Origin of the sequence: Prosthecobacter dejongeii (genome assembly GCF_014203045.1) — a bacterium.
Lineage (GTDB): Bacteria > Verrucomicrobiota > Verrucomicrobiia > Verrucomicrobiales > Verrucomicrobiaceae > Prosthecobacter > Prosthecobacter dejongeii.
In genome coordinates this window covers 1018952-1038784 of record NZ_JACHIF010000001.1, presented here as the reverse complement: position 1 = coordinate 1038784, position 19833 = coordinate 1018952, and the positions used below count along the sequence as shown (strand labels likewise).

At 58.3% G+C, this 19833-nt stretch carries 18 protein-coding genes; 8 read left to right on the top strand and 10 right to left on the bottom strand.

Annotated features, from left to right (window positions below; genetic code table 11):
• The first annotated feature begins 73 nt into the window (after positions 1 to 73).
• From HNQ64_RS04075 to HNQ64_RS04065, 3 genes are all read left to right on the top strand, one after another.
• The gene (locus tag HNQ64_RS04075) at positions 74 to 931 is read left to right on the top strand and encodes an AAA family ATPase (protein WP_184205606.1); all 858 of its coding nucleotides are present in this window, start codon (positions 74 to 76) and stop codon (positions 929 to 931) included.
• Entirely contained in the window at positions 912 to 1742 is an 831-nt protein-coding gene (locus HNQ64_RS04070) for a hypothetical protein (RefSeq protein ID WP_184205604.1), read from the top strand. Before HNQ64_RS04075 ends, HNQ64_RS04070 begins: the two co-directional genes overlap by 20 nt.
• 75 nt (positions 1743 to 1817) lie before the next feature.
• Positions 1818 to 2510 carry a pseudouridine synthase gene (locus HNQ64_RS04065; RefSeq protein WP_184205602.1) on the top strand — a complete coding sequence of 231 codons (693 nt, stop codon included), beginning with the start codon at positions 1818 to 1820 and terminating at the stop codon, positions 2508 to 2510.
• A 3-nt stretch (positions 2511 to 2513) separates the two neighbouring features.
• Here the strand turns inward: HNQ64_RS04065 and HNQ64_RS04060 are convergent, their stop codons facing one another.
• Complete coding sequence (locus HNQ64_RS04060; RefSeq protein ID WP_184205601.1) at positions 2514 to 3449, bottom strand: NAD-dependent epimerase/dehydratase family protein; 936 nt, start codon at positions 3447 to 3449, stop codon at positions 2514 to 2516.
• Between the two features lie 101 nt (positions 3450 to 3550).
• On the bottom strand, positions 3551 to 4849 hold the full coding sequence (locus HNQ64_RS04055; RefSeq protein ID WP_184205599.1) for a nucleotide sugar dehydrogenase: 1299 nt from the start codon (positions 4847 to 4849) through the stop codon (positions 3551 to 3553).
• 215 nt (positions 4850 to 5064) lie between these two features.
• Between HNQ64_RS04055 and HNQ64_RS04050 the strand changes: the two genes are divergently transcribed.
• The 3 genes from HNQ64_RS04050 (at position 5065) to HNQ64_RS04040 (ending at position 6765) form a co-directional block, all read left to right on the top strand.
• Positions 5065 to 5232, top strand: coding sequence for a hypothetical protein (locus HNQ64_RS04050; RefSeq protein ID WP_184205597.1), 168 nt, complete (start codon positions 5065 to 5067; stop codon positions 5230 to 5232).
• An 87-nt stretch (positions 5233 to 5319) separates the two neighbouring features.
• A complete protein-coding gene (locus tag HNQ64_RS04045) occupies positions 5320 to 5574 on the top strand; it encodes a type II secretion system protein (RefSeq protein ID WP_184205595.1) in 255 nt (84 codons plus the stop codon).
• Positions 5575 to 5625: 51 nt separating this feature from the next.
• Positions 5626 to 6765: an endonuclease/exonuclease/phosphatase family protein gene (locus HNQ64_RS04040; protein WP_184205593.1), complete on the top strand. Its 1140-nt coding sequence runs from the start codon at positions 5626 to 5628 to the stop codon at positions 6763 to 6765.
• Here the strand turns inward: HNQ64_RS04040 and HNQ64_RS04035 are convergent.
• From HNQ64_RS04035 to HNQ64_RS04020, 4 genes are read right to left on the bottom strand one after another with little or no spacing between them, the layout of a single operon-like run.
• Positions 6752 to 7897: a glycosyltransferase family 2 protein gene (locus HNQ64_RS04035; RefSeq protein WP_184205591.1), complete on the bottom strand. Its 1146-nt coding sequence runs from the start codon at positions 7895 to 7897 to the stop codon at positions 6752 to 6754. The two genes, HNQ64_RS04040 and HNQ64_RS04035, sit on opposite strands and share 14 nt — an antisense overlap.
• A gap of 4 nt (positions 7898 to 7901) precedes the next feature.
• Complete coding sequence (locus HNQ64_RS04030) at positions 7902 to 8600, bottom strand: class I SAM-dependent methyltransferase (protein ID WP_184205589.1); 699 nt, start codon at positions 8598 to 8600, stop codon at positions 7902 to 7904.
• An 18-nt stretch (positions 8601 to 8618) separates the two neighbouring features.
• Positions 8619 to 9668, bottom strand: a complete 1050-nt coding sequence (locus HNQ64_RS04025; RefSeq protein ID WP_184205587.1) for a D-alanyl-D-alanine carboxypeptidase family protein — start codon at positions 9666 to 9668, stop codon at positions 8619 to 8621.
• A gap of 1 nt (position 9669) precedes the next feature.
• Positions 9670 to 10380: a type I 3-dehydroquinate dehydratase gene (locus tag HNQ64_RS04020; protein ID WP_184205585.1), complete on the bottom strand. Its 711-nt coding sequence runs from the start codon at positions 10378 to 10380 to the stop codon at positions 9670 to 9672.
• A gap of 64 nt (positions 10381 to 10444) precedes the next feature.
• Between HNQ64_RS04020 and HNQ64_RS04015 the strand changes: the two genes are divergently transcribed.
• Positions 10445 to 11839 carry a sugar transferase gene (locus HNQ64_RS04015; RefSeq protein WP_184205583.1) on the top strand — a complete coding sequence of 465 codons (1395 nt, stop codon included), beginning with the start codon at positions 10445 to 10447 and terminating at the stop codon, positions 11837 to 11839.
• Between the two features lie 50 nt (positions 11840 to 11889).
• On the opposite strand, the gene HNQ64_RS04010 is transcribed toward HNQ64_RS04015, so the two are convergent.
• The 4 genes from HNQ64_RS04010 to pyrE form a co-directional block, all read right to left on the bottom strand.
• The gene (locus HNQ64_RS04010; RefSeq protein ID WP_184205581.1) at positions 11890 to 13005 is read right to left on the bottom strand and encodes a glycosyltransferase; all 1116 of its coding nucleotides are present in this window, start codon (positions 13003 to 13005) and stop codon (positions 11890 to 11892) included.
• A gap of 58 nt (positions 13006 to 13063) precedes the next feature.
• A complete protein-coding gene (locus HNQ64_RS04005; RefSeq protein WP_184205579.1) occupies positions 13064 to 14863 on the bottom strand; it encodes an FAD-dependent oxidoreductase in 1800 nt (599 codons plus the stop codon).
• Between the two features lie 24 nt (positions 14864 to 14887).
• Positions 14888 to 16951 (bottom strand): hypothetical protein, encoded by a 2064-nt coding sequence (locus tag HNQ64_RS04000; RefSeq protein ID WP_184205577.1) that lies wholly within the window; start codon positions 16949 to 16951, stop codon positions 14888 to 14890.
• A gap of 65 nt (positions 16952 to 17016) precedes the next feature.
• On the bottom strand, positions 17017 to 17586 hold the full coding sequence (pyrE, locus tag HNQ64_RS03995) for an orotate phosphoribosyltransferase (RefSeq protein WP_184205575.1): 570 nt from the start codon (positions 17584 to 17586) through the stop codon (positions 17017 to 17019).
• Between the two features lie 120 nt (positions 17587 to 17706).
• Here pyrE and HNQ64_RS03990 point away from each other — a divergent pair, with 120 nt between their 5' ends.
• Positions 17707 to 19824, top strand: a complete 2118-nt coding sequence (locus HNQ64_RS03990; RefSeq protein WP_184205572.1) for a S16 family serine protease — start codon at positions 17707 to 17709, stop codon at positions 19822 to 19824.
• Positions 19825 to 19833 lie beyond the last annotated feature (9 nt).

The window sequence follows — 19833 nt, the reverse complement described above, 5'->3', positions numbered from 1 at the left end:
GGCTGGCTCCATGACTGTCGCGGCTTCCTCAGCTTAGCCAGAGGAGCCCTTGTGTGAGGCGATGTGCAAGGTCGTGAAAAAAGCGGCTGCATTCTCGCTGGGTTGCGTCTATCTGCGCACTGTGATCGCCATTGCAACGGCCAGTCAAAAAGGCGGTGTGGGTAAAACCACGCTGTGCATCAACCTCGCGTACTCGCTCGCACGGCGCGGATGGAATACCCTGCTCGTGGATACCGATCCACAGGGCGGAGTCGGTCTATCCCTGGCCCGTTCGACCAAGGCGAAGCAGGGCTTTTATGATTTTCTGACCGGGGAAAAAAACTTCAACAAGCTGGTGCTTTCCACCCGCTTACCCGAACTGCAAATCCTGCCTGCCGGCCAGTATGATGCCTGCGCTCGCCAGGGCTGGTCCCCGGCGGAGGTGCCGGCGCGTTTGGCAGACCTGCTGCGCGCTGCCGAACTGCGCGGTGTGGACTGCCTCATCATTGACACCGCTGCGGGTCTCAATGGCATGTCAGAGTCCGTGGTAAAGGCTTGCGATTACGTCATCCTGCCTCAGCAGGCTGAGCCCCTGGCCGTGCGCAGCGTGCCGCACATGCTGGAGACTCTATCCCGCTTCCGCGCGGAGGGGGCTGGAGTCAAAGTGGCGGGCATCCTGCTGACGATGGTCATGGGTGAAAATCAGATCAGCCAAAAAGTGGTGGCTGAACTCCGTGCCCTGCTGCCTGCAGACTTGATGTTTGAACAGTCCATCCCTCGCATGGGTTCCTTTCTCGAAGCTAGCGCCATGGGAGTCCCGGTGGCTTTGATCAAACGCAACCCTCCCCCCGAAGCATTGATCTTTGACCAGATCGCCGCAGAAATTGAACAACGCACCGGCCTGCTCCAGGAACGCGAAGCCTCCGATAATCATGCAAGTCTCCTGGATTGATCCCGAAGAGGTCGCCGTACTGGCGGAGTCTCTGCGCCCATCTCTCACCCCCAAAATTCCGGCACCTGTCCCGGTCGCTCCGCCAAAACCGGAGCCCGTCGAGCCTTTGGTCACCGATCCTGTCGTGGTCAAAGTCGAAGAAGCTGCCCTAGCACCTAATCTGGCAGCCTTTCGCCAGCGGCTTCAGTCCATCCGCGAAAAAGCCATCCACGCTGGTTTATTGACCCCGCAGCCCGTCGCTCCCCCGGCGGAAACTGCCTCCGTGGTCACAGCCCAGCCGCCTGTGGTTGAGGCTCCGGCTGCTGTCGAGCCTGCCCCTGTGGCCGTGGAGGAGGAGGTTTCCGCGCCTGCCAGTCCGGCTCCTGAACCTGCCTTTACCCCTTCACCACCGCCCACGCATTTCAGCGCGGCCCCGGTCGAGCTGCCGCAGGTGCCTATCTCTCAAGGCGCGTCGGTCAAAGATCGACTCGAAGCTTACTCCCTCTGGGCTGGCAGCCGTTGGAATGCAGGGGAACTCCTCATCGTGGATGAATATGGGGATCTTCTCTGGGGACCGCCGAAAAAATCGGGTCTGGTCCTCTCCACCATGATGGCGTGGAATGCCGCCATTCGTGCCAGTGCGCAGGCCGCTAGCGGTGCCTCCCAGGTATCGCGGCAGATTTTGGCCACGGGAGAAACACTCACCATTCTCCCCTGCCCCACCCGCCTAGGGCTCTTGCAGATCGCTTTGGTAAAAGCCCAAGCGCCCTCAGAAGAAGAAACGATCTCCCTTTGTAGCGTGCTGGCGGAAGTGATGGACTTTCCTGGCTGATCTCTCCAAGCCGGCAATCAGCCCGCACGCGCCCACTGGGTTTTTTGACACCCCTGGGCCAACCTCATCTTCCAGATGAAACTGGACCGCTTCCTTGCCAAACAGTCCTCCCTGGGTCGCAGTGCAGCCCATCGGCTGATTGCGGCCCGGCGCGTTCGGGTGGATGGCAGTGTCTGCACCAGCAATCAGCAGGAGGTGGATCGCTTCACCCGAATTGAGCTGGATGACACCCTTCTTCAAGAACCTGAGAGAGCGCTCTACCTCATGCTGCATAAGCCTGTGGGCATCCTCAGTGCCACCGTGGATCCCGTGCACCGCACGGTCATTGATCTGTTGGATGATCCCGACAAACACACCCTGCACATCGCGGGGAGGCTGGACCGTGGCACCTCTGGGTTGATCCTCTTAACGAACGATGGCCGCTGGTCCAAGCGCCTGATGGAGCCTGTGGAGCACGTGGCAAAGGTGTATCTTGTGGAAACGGCGGAAGACATTCTTCCAGATGCAGTGGCTGCCTTTGCGGCTGGATTTTACTTCCATACCGAAGACATCACCACCCTGCCTGCGGAGCTGGAGATCCTCGCCCCGCGCCGAGCACGGCTGACGCTCTATGAAGGGCGCTACCACCAGGTGAAGCGCATGTTTCACCGCGTGCAAAACCGCGTCACTGCGCTGCATCGGGAAAGCATCGGCAGTCTTCGCCTGCCCACAGATTTGCAGGCAGGTCAATGGCGGCCGCTGACCGCTGAGGAAGTCGCCGCTTTTTAAAGCTTAACGGTAGAAGTCGAGCGTGCGTGCCACGCCATCCTTCCAGTCCACCAGCACCTCGTAACCCATGGCTTCACGGGCAGCGGAGATGTCTGCCAGGGAGTTCCGCACATCGCCCACGCGTGGGGGTTGGAATTCGGGTTCCAGTTTCTGGTTGGTCAGTTGATTCAGTTCTTCGATGAGTTGCAGGAGGGAAATGGAGTCGCCCGCTGCGGTATTGAAGAACTTGCCCGCCACCTTTTCTGCGGGGGCCTCAGCGGCCAGCAGGTTGGCAGAGACGGCATTGTCCACAAAGGTAAAGTCGCGGGCCTGGAGACCATCGCCAAACACCAGAGGGCGCTCGCCTTTGAGCATGGCGGTGCAGTATTTAGCGATCACGCCTGAGTAGGGTGAATCAAAGGCCTGGCGCGGACCAAAGACATTGAAGTAACGCAGACCCACGGTTTCCAGACCATACAGGCGGTGGAAAAGCTGGCCGTACTTCTCACTCGCGTATTTCTGCAATGCGTAAGGTGAAAGCGGGTTCGGTGGCAGGCCTTCGTACTTGGAAGGAGCATCGGAATCGCCATAAATGGAGGAGGAACTGGCGAACATGAAGCGCTTCACGCCGGCATCGCGGGCTGCGATGAGGACCTTCAGTGTGCCATCCAGGTTTTGCGAATTGCTCTCCCACGGTTGTGCCACGGAGCGGGGCACCGAAGGCAGGGCACCTTCATGAAACACCCAGTCACAACCGGCGGTGATCTTCGCCAGCAGCGCTTCATCGCCGATGTCTCCCTGAACGAATTCCAAATCATCCCCCGGTTTTTTCCAGGCTAGATTCTCCAGGTTACCCAGGCTGAGATTGTCCAGCACGACCACACTCGCCCCACGGGCACAGAGAGCTTCAGCAATGTGAGAACCAATGAATCCGGCACCGCCGGTGATGAGAGCTTTCATAAAAAAGGTAAGGCCATCGTTTGGAACGTGTCAGGGCGATTTGCAATCACTGGATGGTTCCAAAGCGGCCAGAGATCAGGTCTTCCTCAGCGGAATTCGGGCTAAGCTTTGTAATAATGCGGCTGGCCTTTGAGCAACTGGCCAAAGGCATTGCGTGTATCCACGATGAGGCGGGCATTTTCGGCGATCAGTGGATAATCCACGGCTTGGTGATTCGTCGCCAGAAGGACCAGGTCATAGCTGGCGAGGTTCTCAGCAGACAAATCCACACTGAGGCGACCTGCAAAGTGGCCGTGCTCACGCGAAGGCCGGATGACGGGGACGTGCGGGTCGTGGTAAACCACGTCGGCGCCTGCCTCTTCCAGCATTTCCCAGAGGACGTAGGCTGGGCTTTCGCGGTCATCGTCCACATTTGGTTTGTAGGCGATGCCTAGCAGAAGGACTTTGCTACCCTTCAATTCTTTGCCATGGGCCGCCAGCGCCTCGCGGCAGCGCTGGATGACGTAGGCCGGCATGGCAGTATTGACCTCGCCTGCCAGTTCGATGAAGCGTGTCTCCTGGCCGTATTGACGGGCTTTCCAGGTGAGGTAAAACGGATCAATGGGGATGCAGTGGCCGCCCAGGCCTGGGCCAGGGTAGAAGGGCATGAAACCAAAGGGTTTGGTCTTGGCAGCAGCGATGACTTCCCAGATATCAATGCCCATTTTGTCATACACCACCTTCAGCTCATTCACCATGGCGATGTTGACCGCGCGGAAGATGTTCTCCGTCAGTTTGACCGCCTCGGCGATGCGGCAGGAGTCCACCGGCACCAGCGTTTGGATGGCCCGGCCATAGACTTCCATGGCGCGCTGCTGACAGGCGGGGGTGAGGCCGCCGATGACTTTCGGGATGCGGGAAACATCGCTCAGGGGATTACCTGGATCTTCGCGCTCGGGAGAAAAGGCGAGGTGAAAGTCCACCCCAGCAATCAGGCCAGAGCCTGCTTCGAGAACTTCTCGCAGTTCCCCATCCGTCGTCCCGGGGTAAGTGGTGGATTCCAGGACCACGAGTTGGCCCTTCTGGAGGTAAGGAGCGATGGCCCGGCCGGTGTTCAGCACGTAGCTCAGGTCCGGCTCATTGCCTGCGGCCAGAGGGGTAGGCACACAGATGATCAGTGCGTTGCACTCTGCCGCCTGGGAAAAATCAGTCGTGGCGCGGAAACGACCCTCGCTGACTGCTGCGGCAATGTCTTTTTCAGGGATGTGCAGAATATAGGTCTCACCTGCGGTCAACTTATTGACTTTCGTAGGGTCAATATCCAGACCAAGAACTCGACTGCCGCATTGGGCAAATCGCAAGCTGAGAGGGAGTCCGACATAGCCGAGACCGATGATGCCAATGAGTGAGTCGGAAGACATGACAATAAAATGCGGTAAGCGTGAGCGCCTTTCTATGGTGGAAATATGTTCCCCGTGCCACCACTTTCCCAGGAAATCCGTGAGGGAGGCCTCACATAAACTCCGCATACAAGCCATTCTTGACGCTTGCAAAGATCCACCCCTGGGGAATTGTCATCCAGCCCATAGCTTTCATAGCACGGGCCGTGAGTCAAAAAATCAAGCCCGCGCACTTCATGATCCTCCGTCTTACACTTCTTTTTGTGGCTGGCGCCCTGCTCAGCAGTTGCGCCTATCCTTTCGGCCACAGCAAAAACGGCAACTACTACGGTGGCCAGGGCATGGGCACGGCTCCTAGAACGCGTGTCCCTAAAGAAGTGCAGAGAGAGCGTGGAATGTTCTAAAAACATTCCAGCCGCGGCTTCCCCTCACCCTCACATCTTGCTCCCAGGACTTGATAGTCCTGATCCGTTTTTCCGATCCCTACTTTCATGCGTCACACCGCCGTCCGCGCTCCATCATCGGGCTTTACCATGCTGGAGTCCCTTTTGATGATTTGTCTGATGACCGTTCTGGCGCTCATGACTTGGGGTATTTATTTGAAAGAAACGGATCCGGCCCGCAAAGGTCCTGGCGTCTGGGAAAAAGTGGAGTCGCCCTTTGTCCCTGCCTTTCGTGAGGTGGACAATCCTGTCATCATCGTTCCAGACCCACCGCTGAAAAACCCAGTGGGACAGCCACAGTAAGCTTTGTGGCCGGGCTTTCCCCAGCCCTTCGTTTCACACAAAGACTTGCCCATGGATTCTGAAGCGAGCCCCCCCGCCCCGGATACTCTTCTCGCCCGCACAGGTCGCGCAATGATCGCGGCATCGGAAAATGAGGGCTGCTTTCCCATTCTCCTGCGCTGGTTGCGGCGTCTGACGCTTTGGAGCGTCATTCTCTACATCGTTTCGTTAATTGTCGTTACACAGGCGCTCAGTTGGGGTGGTGAGCGCAATGTCACGACGGCCTTCCTCATTTTTTTGCCACCTTCCATCTGGTGGCTGCCTGCGCCCCCGCTCGCCTTCGCCGCTCTGCTTTTGCATCGCCGCGCCCTGCTGTTTTTGCTGGGGGTGATGCTGTGGTTCGGTTATGGGTTTCTAGACTGGCGGCCAGGCCAAGACGCCTTCACTGGGGAAACAGCTCTGAAAGTGATGACCTACAACCGTGGGCAGCACATGAATCAGAGCCTTAAACCTTTCAAAGAGGCCACGCTTCCGGACATCATTGTCCTGCAAGAAGCCTATGGCCGGGCTGCGGGTTACGCGGCAGATCCAGATTACGCCGACCTGCCGCACACTCGCAACTTGGGCGAGCACACACTGCTCAGCCGTTACCCCGTGCTGGAGGAAAAAATGTTGCCCGCCCTGCCGGGGCAGTCGCCCAAAGCGGTGCGCTTTGTCATCGACTGGAAAGGCCAAAAAATAGCGCTTTACAGTGTGCATCTCCAGACTCCCCGTGAAGTGCTGGGGCACCAGGTGCGCGGGGGTTTCCTGTATGGCATCCTTGGGCTTCCAGGGACCCCTTGGGCTGGTAAGCGGCAGCAAATGCAGACGTTCTGGGATGGCCAGATCGCGGATGCTGAAATCATCCTCAAAGCGGTGCGTGAAGACCCCCTGCCGACTCTGCTGGCCGGCGATTTTAACTCGCCACATGTCGGTTACGTGCATCGCCTCATCACGCGGGAGTTGCAGGACTCGCACGCCGAGGCGGGGCAGGGTTTTGGCCTCAGTTTTCCTGGTAGCACTCACAATCCTTTGAGCATGGGTGGTCCCTGGCTGCGGATTGATTATGTTTTTGCCAGCCGTCACTGGCAGGTGGAGCAATGCGTCACGGAGGCGGATCGCCGTTCTCAGCACCGTGCTCTCACCACCACGGTGACGCTCAAGATGCCTTAACTGGGGCGGCCTGCCAGAGGCTGAGTGCATCACGCCGGGCTTTGAAGTAAGCACCCAGCGCGCGCAGGCAGGTCACCTGCAGCAGTAAAAACCCGGCTGGAATGGAAAAGAGCCGCAGCTTCATCTGGGGGAAAAGCAGCCCCAGTGTGGCGGCTCCGTAGGCGAAGACTTGGCCCGCCAGCAGCAGTACCACCCAAGGAGACGGTGGGGCAAGCACGGAGAGGAGCAGCACCGCGAGCATGAGCCAGGGGACTGCCAGCCGCAGGTACTTGTGGGAAATGAGCTGCCACCAAGTGCGATTCCGCCAGGGCAAAATCCAGCCAGGGAAGTGTTCCATCATCTGGTAATTGCCAGCGAGGGTCCGCAGCTTACGCTTTTTTTCCAGCGCTGGGTCCAGCGTCTGGGGATCATAAGCAATGGCGGTGGGCGCATAAAGCACCCGGTGTCCTGCCACGGCAATGCGCATGGGCACCACCACATCATCCAAAATGGTGGCGGGGTGCAGCGGCTGAAAAAGCTGACGACGGATGGCATAGATCGCCCCGGTGCAGCCGATCACCGAATCGTACCGCCCCTCCCACTCGCGCAGTTTGCGTTCGATTTTCCAGTAAAGATCCACGCCCTGGCCACTGCCTGAAGCGGAAGCAGCGATTTCCAAAAGCCCGCTGACGGCGCCCACCTCTGCATCCGCAAAGGGCTGCGTCAGTTCCATCAAGGCCTGCGGGTGGAAATCCTGTCGCGCATCGCAGAGAACGACTACTGGATATCGGCAGGTAGGCAGGGCTTCATTCAGAGCGGTCGCTTTACCACGCTGCTGGGGGTGGCTCATCACACGCACTCGAGTGTCTGCTAGCTCTGCCACTTTTTCTGCCGTAGCATCGGTGCAGCCATCACAAAAAACGACGATCTCCAGCTCTCCTGGCCATTCGCAGCCTAACAGGTTGCGCAGTCGTTCCTGGATCCGGGATTCCGCATTGTACACGCTCATCACCACGCTCATGCCTGCGGGCAAGGTTCCATCGGTCTTGACCTGCTTTGGCCTCAGGCGGGCCAGCAGCGCCATCCACAGCGGGTAACCCGCATGCGCATAGGCGATCAATAGCAGGCAGGTCAGCAGGAGCAGCAGCCACATGAGCTCAATCCTTTCGAGCCAAAACCAAGTACTGGCCTCCCAGCGGCAGCTTGCACAGCGTGGGCTCCAGAGGACGCAGGGCCTTCAAGCTCGCCGGAAAAACAAACAGGTAATCTCGCAGCACGATGCGGAATCCGGCCGTTTTCATCTGCCCGGCTGCCTCTGCGGGAAAGAGCATGATGGCATCCCGATCAAAGGGCACACGGCTCATCAATAGATGCACGATGGGATTCCACTTATTGTTTTCCCAAAAGGCAAACCAGCCCCCGGGTTTCACGCTTGCATACACGCGCTGAAAAGCTTCCGCCCGGGCAGCAACGGGGATGTGGTGAAACACACCGTTGCAGAAAGCCAGGTCAAAGTGATTCCGGGGCAGCAGATCCGCCTCGTGAACGAAGGAGTAGTTGCCATGAGGGTGATCCTTGATGGCCTCGGCCACGGATTCACTGGAGGGATCAAAGCCGATGTATTGCTCCAGATGCAGCCCCTCCATCAGTAGAGAGGCTGAGGTCCCCGTGCCACAGCCAAAGTCCAGGCAAGTGCGCGGATGTGCACCTTGGGCACCCAGCCGATCCTTCAGCCAGCGCATGCGCGTTTCCGCAAAGTACTCTTTCGTCTCACCAGTAAATTTTAACCCGCGATTGATGGCGGCATCATAGTCGCCTGCGTAGGCATCAAATTCAGCAGCAGGAGAGTCAGGCATGGGGGAGAGATCTTGGGTTTAGGCCTTCAGTGCCCAGTCGAGGAGGGCCTGCGCATCTTTCCAGACACCGCCTTCGGTATCATTGAGAACGACGACGATGCGGCGGCGGCCATTCCGCTCGCCACTGGCTACCAGGCAGTAACCGGCGGCATCGGTGTAGCCTGTTTTCATGCCATCGCAGTAGCCTGCACTGCGCAGCACACGGTTCGTATTGGAAAGTTCCGTCACTTTACCACTCGGCCATTTGAAGGTGTACTTTTGCAGTTTGACGATCTCACGGATTTCCGGCTTTCCATCGCAGGCTTTGGCGATGCGGCTTAGATCCCGAGCCGTGCTAAAGGGCTCGTCATCATTGCGGGAAGGCAGGCCGTGAGGATTCACGTAGTGGCTGTCTTGAAGGCCGAGAGCCAAGCAGCGCTCGTTCATTTTGGCGGCAAAGGCTTCCACGCTGCCTGCATTGTCCCGGGCCAGAGCCTGGGCGATGTCGTTGGAGCTTTTCACCAACATGGCGGTGAGCAACTGGCGGCGGGTGAATTGTTCCCCCACCTTCAGACCAAGGCGCACGGGGGAGCACTGGGTATCACTCAGTTCGACGGTGACGATCTTGTCCAGGTCTCCGGCTTCGACCACAAGCAAGGCGGTGAGCAACTTGGTGGTGCTGGCGATGGCACCGCGCTTGTCTGGATTTTTTTCAAAAAGGACCTCATCAGACGCGGTATCCACCACGATGACGCGGTCGGCACTCACCTGAGGGATGGGGCCCCGCAGCTCGCGGATCTCCACCTCACGGCGCACGCGTTTGGTTTTCTCCACTTCTTGGGCCAGTTGCTTTTGCAAAATGGCCACACTCTTTTCTTTCGCCAGGAGGTCTAGGCGGGAGCTTTCCACCACCTGCTTGTCCTTAGAAAGGGCCAGCTCACGCTGAATGATGGCGGCCTCCTTTTTATTGACCTCATCCTCACGCCACTGGATTTTCAGTTCGCGTTGTGGGTCTTCGCAGCCAGTGAGGGGCAGCAGCGCCAGGAGAGAGAGCCAGCGGTGAGCGGTGGTTTTGTGGAAAGTGGTCATATCACAGTTCAGCCAGGAGTTCCTTCAACCGAGCGGCAGGCCACTGCCCAGGAGCATTCGCCTCGCCAAGATAGCCGTAGTTGAGCAGGCTGCCACACTTTGCAAGGACCAACCGCGAGACTCGCCCTAAAGGACCCATGCCCATGCTGGAAAGTCGCAGCCGATGCACCTCAGAGGTGAGGGTGATCAAACGGTTTAGATCTTCGGATTTATTCAGAAATGTGGCCAGCTTCACGGCATCCAGCCCGGCTGGCTGGGCAAAGTTGATGGCTCCACGCAGGACTTCCTCCCCAGGAGTTGCCTGGAAATCATGGAAGGAGCCGATGACCCGCACGCCCATGCCTTGGGCCTTCTGCACAAGAGGGCGCATGTCCATGGCGCTGCGTAGCTCTATGTCCACCAGGGTGGCCAGGTCCAGCAGCGGCTCCAGCAGGGCAATCCGGCCTGCGGCGGCCTCAGTGCCCTGCCCACCTTCCGCAGGATGACGGGCGGTCAATAGGACGGGGATGGCATTTCCCGCTAGGGCAGTGCGGATGTCTGCGGCTGGAGTTTTGAGGGTATCAAGACGTAGCTCGATGACGTCACAGGATAACTCCCGCTGCGCAGGGGAAAGGCCGGCCCAAAGCTGCAGGGTATTAAGATCTGGAATGACCCCGACTGTCAGCGGGCGCGAAGACAGGAGCAGGTTACTGGAGGAAAGAAGTTGAGGCATTCGCTAGGTTTGTTATAATTTTAATAGAATTAAAGTAATCGCGTAGGATAGTAATACTCAGATTATGATTGGCCGCCGACAGGAAATCAATTTGCAGCTCACGCAGTTGCTAGACAGCGCTTTGCTGATCTTCTGCCTATGGCTCGCATACTTTCTCCGGTCCACCGTTCTTGCCCATGTTTGGCCTGACTTGGTGGAAATTCCACCCATGGAGAAACTCTACTGGATCATGGCCGTGGTGGGTCCGTTCACGCCCCTGGTGCTGGAGGCTCGGGGATTTTACTCCAATCTTTATCACAAATCCCCCGCGCAGAGCCTCCGGCAGTTGGGCGAGGGGCTGGTCATCATCGGCATGGTGGTCGGCGCTTTGGTCGTTTTCATGAAGTGGGAGGTGCCCAGCCGCTCGGTGGTCATCCTGGCCGTCGCGCTGGCTGGCTTTGCTTTGCTCATCCGGGAGACAGTCCAAAAGAGCAAGCTGCGTCACCGCATCGCCTCAGGCAAGGGGCGTGAAAAAGTGCTCTTGGCGGGTCTCAAGTCAGACATGCAGGATTTTGTCGAACGGCTGCCAGCGGAGCAACGCGCCAGTTTGGAGATCTGTGCGCTTATTGACATCACGCTGCGACCTGTGAGTGACCTCGTGGCGGAAATGCACCAGCATTCCGTAGCGCGGGTGATTTTTGCCGCTCAGCACGTGCATTTTAGCAAGATCGAAGAGGCCGTGCAGGCCTGCGAAACTGAGGGGGTCGAGGCCTGGATCGCTGCGGATTTCTTCCAGACCGCCATCGCCCGTCCCACCTTTGATGTCCTCGGTGGTCGGCTCATGCTGGTCTTCCACAGCACGCCCCAAGTGTCCTGGGCCCTATGGTTCAAGGAAATTGTGGATCGTGTGGGCGCAGCCGTGCTGTTGCTACTGACGTTGCCCCTTTGGCTCGTGGCCATGATCGGCATACGTCTCTCCTCTTCAGGGCCCATCTTTTTCCGTCAGGAACGCAGTGGCCACTACGGTAAAGCCTTCAGCATGTGGAAATTCCGCACCATGCATGCCGATGCTGAGGCACGCCGCGCTGAGCTGGAAGCGGCGAATGAAATGACCGGCCCGGTTTTTAAAATCACTGCCGATCCGCGCATCTTCCCCTTCGGCCGCTGGCTTCGACGCATGAGCATTGATGAGCTGCCGCAGTTGATCAACGTCTTGCGGGGGGAAATGAGCCTGGTCGGGCCGCGGCCGCTGCCAGTTTACGAGATCGAGAAGATCGAAAAACACGCTCAGCGCCGCCGCCTGAGCGTGAAGCCTGGCCTCACCTGCCTGTGGCAAGTCGCAGGCCGCAATGGCATCCGGAATTTTGAAGACTGGGTCGCCCTGGATCTTCAATACATTGATAATTGGTCTCTGTGGCTGGATTTGACGATCCTGCTCCGCACCCTCCCGGCTGTCCTGCGTGGCGCTGGTGCTTCTTGAGTGAGAAAGAGAGAGAAGTTTATTAATCGGGCAGTCTTTTTGAAAACGGCCTAACTTAAAAGCTTGCGATACACGGCTTCCGTTCGGTCGATCTGTGTCTCGAAAGTCAGTTCCTCCAGGGCATGCTCGCGGGCTCTGAGGGCCATTTTTTGAGTTAACTCGGGCTGGGCAAACACCTCGCGGAGGGCCTGCGCCAGCGCGGGCACATCTCCTGGGGGGACTACACGACCCCAGACGCCATCTGCCACCACCTCTGTCAGCCCGCCGGCGGAAGAGGAAACCACAGGTGTGCCCACCAGCATGGCCTGGGGCAGCACCTGGGAGGTGGCTTCATTTTTCAGCGAAGGCAGCACGCACACGTTCATGATTTTCATGACATTCGCCACATCTGTCCGGTGCCCGGTGAGGACGGCCCGGCCTTCCAGGCCGGCTTCCTGGATGCGCCTTTGCAGGGTGGGCCGCTGCGGTCCCTCCCCCACGATGAGCAAACGCGCCTGGGGCATTTCTTTAGCTAGGGTCATGAAGGCCTCCAGCAGGATCTCATGTCCCTTCCAGCTACGCAGCACAGCCACGATGCCGATGATCTGATCCGTCTCTGCAAAGCCGAAAGATGCGCGCAGCCCATCCACAGAGACACCTGGGTGGAAGATGCTAGTATCTGCCCCGGCTGGCACGGAGTACTGCCGCTCGGGATGGCAGCCGCCATCCTGGACCAAATGATCCCGAATGTGTCGCCCACTGGAAATCACGGCCTCTGGGAGCAGGTCATAGACGATCTTGGAATTCAGCCCCCGGCGCACGGGGGAGGAAAGGTGGCGGCTGCGCACCATGGGCACGCCGGCCAGTTTGGCCCCCATGCCACCCACCCAGCCATCCACAGAACTGTGGGTGTGGACGAGGTCAATGCGCTCACGGCGGATCAGTTGGGCGAGGCCAAACACCGTGGGTAAATGGAAGGCGGACTTGAAAGGGAGATGCGAAACTTGAAAGCCGGACTCGATAGCGCGTTTTGAGATGGTGGACGCCTCACGACAAACGAGCTGCATGTGCCAGCCGCGTGCCCGGAAAGCCTCCATCTCACGCAGGATGCGGATCTCCTGCCCTCCCCAACCGAGGGACCATTCGGTGTGCAGGATGCGGCGGTTGAGGGCAGGCTGGGTGGGCATGCTCTTTCGATGGCTCTGTGAAAGGACACGTCAAGCGATAGTCGCGGCCCGGGGCATCTCAGCGTTTTTTCGCAAAAGCGGTCTGGATGAATTCGCCACGGGTGGCAGCCTTGGCCAAATCTTCGGTAGGCAGGCCTAAGTTGACTGCCAGCTTCAGCCAGCGATTGCGCGTGCTTTCATCCATGGCACGGCTGAGTTCCGCCGCATGGCCAGGATTCGCCTCAAAGTATTGGCCGTGCAGGTTCTTACCGCGCTGACCGGGTTTGTCTGGCATGGGGTTCAGCCCGTGCAGTCCACCAGCTGTGCCCCACCACTGCACGGCTTCAAACTGGGGATGCCCTGGCAGCACATCGGCAATATAAACGGTAGCGGATTTATCCTGATGCAGGCGGGCCTGTAAGGCTGCGAGTTGGATTTCATGCACGGGTTTACCCGTCTGGATTGCGATGGCTGCGGCATGTCCGGACGCTTGGCCGAGAGACATCCAGATGGGCTCCAGACGCAGAGCACAGAAACCGACGTGGGAAGAAGAAACCGCCACGGGCACCAGCAGATTGTTCCGCTCCTTGGAAACCAGCGCCCCATAAGGGATCTGATAAGGCGGCACGGGATTGTACATTTCCCCCCCGTGTTTGCCGCCGATCTGGGGTCCGTCGTGGGAGGTGCCATGGCAGTTGTTGCCATAATCGCCCATGGCGATGGCGTCTGTAAACAGCTTGGCGCGGGCGTCGCCGGGGGCGTGTTCACTGTCCTGCTGGGTGTAAACATGCTGCCCCACCATGCGGCGTGCCTCGCGCACATAGAGCTGCGGGGGGAGGTGCAGGGTCTCAGTGAACTCATCTTTGCACCAGCCCCATTCGCGAGCGGGCTGCTGGATGACCTCCGGCACGGCTGGGTCATTGATGAGGAAGTAGAGCAGCCCCACATTGTAACGCAGATGCTCCTCATAGATGGCCTGTCGGGTCGCTTCATCGCCTTCCGGCCAGCCTAGGTTATGCCCGGGCATGGAAAGACGAATGAGACCACGGGAGACGTCATTGAGGTCATACTTTCGGTTCGGCAAAGCAGGCGTCTGTGCTTTGACAATGCAGCGCGAAGGATAACCAAAAACGCGATCAATCTTCCCTGGTTTTAAGAAGTCCAAGACGGCGACAAAATCCTCGCGGCGGTAGCCCTTGGGGGCGGTGATGGGCACACGATTGTTCGGGTCATCCGTGGCACAAAAGCGGAAGTTGTAGGCTTGCAGTTGACCATCGTCTTTCTCGGGTGCCAGGGATTCTCCATATTGATCCTGCCCTTCGCGGCCGACATGGTATTTCACCCCGGCATTGGCCAGGAGATCCCCTTCGTAACTGCCATCAATGAAGACTTTGGCTTTCACCTGGAGCGTGTCCTGACCGGTGGTGAATACCGCCTGAGCGATCGCGTCATCTTCCACATCCACAGAGGTCAAAACGGCCTGTTTATGCACGGTGATGCGGGTTTGCTCCTTCAGCATCTGCTCTAAAATGAAAAGGTTCACCTTCGGCTCGCCAAAGGTGCCTTCAAAGCAGGCCTTCACCTGCTCAGAGTCGGCTCCATAGGTCTTGATGTAATGGGCCTTCACGCGCTGGCTGAATTCCAAAAAGCTGCCAGTGAGAGATTCAAAAGAATGAAAATCTGTATGGGAAAGCCCGCTGGTCAGGAGCCCGCCTAGGCGTGCGGTGGGCTCTACCAAAACCACTTCAGCGCCAGATTTGGCTGCCGAAAGAGCGGCGGCGACTCCCCCTGGAGTGGCGCCGTAAATGCAGACATCCGTTTGCAGGTCCGCTGCCTGAAGGCAGGGGGCGAAGAGAAGGGCTAGGGGTAAAATTCGCATGGCTTTGGGGGGCCATGATATACCCTACCTGACCCGCCAATCTAGCACGCCTTTTTCCGTCTTCTCGTAAACCACGGGTTGAGCTAGCTCGGGCTTCTTCGGTCCTTCGGGCAAGTGCCGTCCCTCGGGATCAAACCACGCGGTGCGTCGGCCTTGATGCCGAATCCAGCCAATCAAACGGCCTGATTCATCATAACGATTCACATCCCGCCAGGGTTTAGGCGTGGTCAGTCGTGGGTCCACCCAGGCAGGGGCCAGCGAGCGTTCCAGAACTTCGGGAAAAAGAACTTGGCTGAGCAGGGTTCGATTGAGCCCGCTGAGGTAATAACGATCCGCTGAGGTGAGCTTGTCGGGAGCTGTGGCAGTCGTGAAGGTGCCTCCATTTTCTTCGAGCAGGATGTTGAGATCTTGCAGGCGCTTCACTTCGGTGGCGATGTCTGCCACTGCCGTGGTTTTGGGGGATTTGGCCGCGAGCGTGAGCAGTTCTTTTTGGAAAGCCGGGAACAGATCTGTGAATGCTACGATGCCCTCCAATGAATGCTCGATGGCGAGACGGGCTGTCGATCCTGGGTTACCCGACAAAGGCTGATGGAGGGCCTTAGCGACATCATCTAACAAACGATTTTTCAACTTTTCAGACTCTTCTTTCTTCGCCGGATCGGACTCTATTTTTTGTTGGGCGAGCCACTGCTCATTCAGGGGCTGCCAGAGCTGGGAGATGGCCAGCCGTTCTGCGGGCGGCAGCAGCTTTTCGGTGAGCCGACTGCGTAGGCCTTCTCCGGTGATCGAAATGGCTCGCATGGCCTGGAGCCACCGCAGATCTCGCGGGCTGGTGGGTAGGCCTAAATCCGGGTTATGAGCCTGGTAATAGATTTCTGAAACGCGGCCCTGCGCATCATAGAAATGTCTTTCGTTAGGCAGCAGGTAGAAAGTGATGAAGGCAGGTGCGCTGGTGCTGATGCCGTTGGAGGCAAACACGCCAATGTCTATGCGGTGACTGAGCAGGCCGCGGACCGACTGGATGGGGGGCTGCCAGCGTACTCGTACGCGTGCCTCGGGGACTTCGGGGGAACTTTCCAGGCTGACGAAGCGTGGATCTCCTTGTAGCAGATGCCATTGCAGTTTGACCGGGCGGCCCATGAGATCTGCGCTCTTGCGGGCACTGATGACCAGGGTGGATTCGCTGCTGCGTTCACGCATGATGCGGGCGATGGACACGGGCGTATCTGCTAGCTTGGACGGGTGCGGTTTTCCGGCTTCAAAGAAGTCTTTACCCTCCGCTCCGGCAGTCTCCTTGAGGACTTCCATCTGCACCACGGGTGGGATCATGGGGGGACGCATTTCATGGGCGAGGCGTACCATTTTTTCTTCGTCCAAATCTGCCGCGTCAAACACCACGGGATGGGCCTTCCCCGTGAAATAATCCGTCTCGGTTTTGACCTGCCGATTGGCCTGCCGGAAGAGGGACTGCACGGTGGGTATGAGCAGGCGTTTTTGGATCAGAGTGCGCTGGGTATCTGGAGGGAAGGCCGCTAGCGTGGCGAGGATGGCTTTGAGAAAGGGTTGGTCACTGCCGGATGAGCCTTGAGTGATCAGCGTGCAGGCATTGTTCGAAGGATACATGTCTCCATAGCCTCCGATGCCATTGGCACCTGGATCATGGTCCTGATGTTCAGGGTAGATCATGAGGTTATTCGCCAGATACTGCATCATGAGGAACTTCTGGCCGGAAGGATCCATCTGATACATTCGCGGTAGGCTACCACCCTTGTCTGCTGGGGCGGACATGGAGCAGTTGCCTACAGTGGGATTCAGGCGCAAAACAACCGCAGGCCCCGTAGGCGGCCCGCTTTTAGCATCGGGCTGGAAGGTCTGGAGTTGGGGGTAAAGGCCCGGCGGCAAGGGGGAGTGCTTGCCATCCCGGTTTTCATAAGTGATCTCACTCAGTCCAGCGGCGGTGCCTGCGGCATGCCATTCATTCAGCCATTTGCCCACCGTGTCTGTCCGGGAAGTGACTTGCGCTCCGGCCTGGCTGGCGTGGAGCATGGCTAGGCTGAAAAGCCCGAGTCTAAAGCCGGAGATAAGCATGCTCACGGGATCCAGCATCCCGCGAGCCGACCGTCTGTCAATTGAATGACACCGTGAGAAAAGTACTACACCAGGTCAGCGCGTGTGTAAGCAGCCACGACCGGGTAGCCTTTGCTCTCGATGTTTTGGCGACCCCCTTCCTGGCGATCCACCAGGATGAGGGCAAAGGCGACCTTGCCGCCTTCTTCTTCGATGGCCTGGATGGCTTTCAGCGTGGAATCGCCCGTGGTGATAACGTCATCCACCACGACCACAGGCTGGCTAGGATCAAAGTTTCCTTCGATGCGCTTGCCCCGACCATGGCCTTTCGGTTCTTTGCGCACGTTGAAGGCCTGGATGAGCTTGGTCTCGCCAGCGAGGCTGGATGTCATCGCCACAGCGAGGGTGATGGGGTCTGCGCCCATGGTCAGTCCGCCCAGGGAGCCGATGCTCAGGCCCTTGGCGGCTTCCTCTTTGCGCAGCAGATCATGCAGCACGCGGCCTACCAGGACGGCACCTCGGGCATCCAGGGTGGTCACCCGGCAGTCCACGTAAAGATCACTCTCCTTGCCAGAAGCCAGGGTGAATTTGCCCGTTTTCACGGATTTGGTGCGAAGGATCTGGGCGAGTTCGGTGCGGTCGGATTCGAGAGACATGAAATGCGTTTAGCGGGGGCCGTTTCGAGAAGCAAGGGCAGGATTTTGCCTCAGGCACGTAAAATGCTGGACAGCAGCGCGGCTGACTGAGAGAAGTTTAGGTCAATTGATCAGGTCTATATGAAGGAAAAAACCCGCCCTTGGAACTTTGAACGCCTCGTATGGCTGTGCATTAGCCTTTCTATGGTGACGGTTTTGCCTTGCGCTGAAGCTCAGCAGACTTCCTATAAGCGGCTGACCTTCCCTGGGAACAGGCACGTCCTAGCAGACTCGATTCGTCTGCCCGCGAATTATTACTCTGGAGATGGTGATGTGGTCATCGCCACCTCTGGGGCAGCTTGCACTCTGGAGTTTGATGCCGCCAGCATTGTGGAAAAAATCCGCTTCATCGTCCGCAAAGGTGCTCATTTGAAGGCGCGCGGGGCTCTGTTTCGTGAATGCCAGTTCGTTCTGGATCCTGGCGCAGAAGCGTCCTTTGATTCCTGCGGTCTGGATCGTTGTGAATTCAATGGTGATCCCACGCAAACCATCACGCCTGCGTCCCTCCGCATCATCAATAGCATTGTCCACTCTGGCGGCTGGCTGGTTTCGATGAATCATCTCGGGCTCGAGATGATGGACAGCGTCATCATCGACCAGCGCATGCGCAGCATGGAGCTGCGCACGCAAACGAACGCCGCTAGCAGCTTTGCGGATTTGGCCCGCCGCCCCGCAGTGCGCTACACCCGTTTTTTAAACTCATTCATTCACCCCAGCCTGTTGTTGACCGTTTCTCAGGTCACTTTTGAACGGTGCAGCGGCTTGTTCTCTGGGAATCGGGTGCTCATTGGTGCTGGCGGCACCAGCCCCATGGTCATGCTGCCGGTCCGCTGGGTGAATGGCACTCCTGAGAAACTCCCACCTCAGATCGCCGATGGCGTCGGCATCACGCTGGTGGAGCAACCCATCGCCGGAGGCTGTTCCCTGACTGCGACGGTCGAAAATGGCGTGCTTGTCATGGAGAACATGACGCAAATCGCTGCCCGCCCCATCCAAAACTTCCTGCCTCTTTCAGTGGCAGAAAATTCAGTGCCAGGCTCCCCGGCCTCCATGCCTGGTACCGTGCCAGCAGCGCCCAGTTCCGCCAAGGAACTGAAGCTGAAGCAGACCCATGTGAATGGGCTCCTGGTCATGCCCCTCGCCACAGGCCTCACAGCGGGGGAGGTCACCCGCATGAACATGACCGCTGTGCCGGGGAACTCCAATCTGCGCTTCAGCCAGTCTGTGGGAGCGGAGATGATGACGGCGCTCAACGAAGTGCGTAAATACATTTTCCTCCGTCACGAGGGCCTCCCGGCCAATCAGGATCTCGAGATCGCCTTTGAGGAAAAATACTCCGGTAAAGATGGACCCTCGGCTGCCGTTGCCTGCACGCTTTTGGTGGAGTCCCTCTACACAGGCCAGACCTGGGATCCTAGCTTTGCCGTCACAGGTGACATGAATGCCGATGGCAGTGTGCAACCCATCGGCGGTGTTTCCGCTAAGCTGCGAGGGGCCACGAAGGGGGCCTGTAAAATCGTCGCCATCCCGGCAAAAAATGAAAAGGCTGTTTCTGACATTATCGTGATGGACGGCCCTTCCGCTCTGGTGGGCATTCACGTTTTTGGTTTGGAAACCTTCGAGCAAGCCGTCAGCTTGGCCTCCACCCAGCGCGCCACCGCTTTGCAGCAGGCGGTGGATGAGTTTGAGGTCATCCGCAGCGTCCTATTGCGAGATCCACGGCAGATGGTGGCCATCTTGAGGAGTCAGCAGGCCATCGCCCGGCTCCAGGCCATTTTGGAAAAAGCCCCCAATAGCCTGTCTGCCAAACACCTGCTCCTCTTTGCTCAGGGGCGCACACCTACCACCCTTTCTATTGGCGGCTCCCTGGAGGGGGCTGATGCCAATGCAATGGGCCTCGTCAGCTCCATCAAAAACGACTTCAAAGGCACCGTCAGCACGCTGAAGCAGGATGAACTGGGTGGGACCATGAATCGCCTTCGCAATCTCCGCCCGCGCCTGGATGCCCGTGTTTGGCCCTATGTAGATGCCCTGCTCGACTACGGAGAAATCGTCCGTAGCGAAGTCTTGAACCCAGCCCGCACCTACGCCAAATTCAACGAAATGGCCACCCGTGCGCGCAAGGCAGCGGACATTGTCGCTTCTGCCAAAGAAACCCTCCTCGCAGACCCCCAAGTCCGCGAAGACCTCGGTTTATAAAGGTTTCAG